The organism is Acidovorax sp. HMWF018, from assembly GCF_003061035.1.
GTDB lineage: Bacteria > Pseudomonadota > Gammaproteobacteria > Burkholderiales > Burkholderiaceae_C > Acidovorax > Acidovorax delafieldii.
On record NZ_QAIM01000131.1, the window covers coordinates 1 to 1134 of the forward strand.

Genomic DNA, 1134 nt, shown 5'->3' on the forward strand with positions numbered 1-1134 from the left:
AATACTCGTAATCGACCGATAGTGAACCAGTACCGTGAGGGAAAGGCGAAAAGAACCCCGGGAGGGGAGTGAAATAGATCCTGAAACCGCATGCTTACAAAAAGTAGGAGCCCGCAAGGGTGACTGCGTACCTTTTGTATAATGGGTCAGCGACTTACATTCAGTGGCAAGGTTAACCGAATAGGGAAGCCGTAGAGAAATCGAGTCCGAATAGGGCGAATCAGTCGCTGGGTGTAGACCCGAAACCAAGTGATCTATCCATGGCCAGGATGAAGGTGCCGTAACAGGTACTGGAGGTCCGAACCCACTAGTGTTGCAAAACTAGGGGATGAGCTGTGGATAGGGGTGAAAGGCTAAACAAACTTGGAAATAGCTGGTTCTCTCCGAAAACTATTTAGGTAGTGCCTCAAGTATTACCTGCGGGGGTAGAGCACTGTTTAGGCTAGGGGGTCATGGCGACTTACCAAACCTATGCAAACTCCGAATACCGCAGAGTACAGCTTGGGAGACAGAGCACCGGGTGCTAACGTCCGGACTCAAGAGGGAAACAACCCAGACCGCCAGCTAAGGTCCCTAAAATTGGCTAAGTGGGAAACGAAGTGGGAAGGCTAAAACAGTCAGGATGTTGGCTTAGAAGCAGCCATCATTTAAAGAAAGCGTAATAGCTCACTGATCGAGTCGTCCTGCGCGGAAGATGTAACGGGGCTAAGCCAGTTACCGAAGCTGCGGATTTGCAATTTATTGCAAGTGGTAGGAGAGCGTTCTGTAGGCCTGTGAAGGTGTCTGGTAACGGATGCTGGAGGTATCAGAAGTGCGAATGCTGACATGAGTAGCGTTAAAGGGGGTGAAAAGCCCCCTCGCCGTAAGCGCAAGGTTTTCTACGCAACGTTCATCGGCGTAGAGTGAGTCGGCCCCTAAGGCGAGGCAGAGATGCGTAGCTGATGGGAAACAGGTCAATATTCCTGTACCGATCAATAGTGCGATGTGGGGACGGAGAAGGTTAGCTCAGCCAACTGTTGGATATGTTGGTTCAAGCCTGTAGTCGTGCTCGGTAGGCAAATCCGCCGGGCTTAGATGAGGGGTGATAACGAGTCTGCTTGCAGACGAAGTGAGTGATACCCTGCTTCCAGGAAA

General features: G+C 51.0%; 1 rRNA gene. It reads left to right on the top strand.

The features are described 5' to 3' along the window. Positions 1-1134, top strand: a 23S ribosomal RNA gene (locus DBR23_RS05095); the annotation flags it as partial.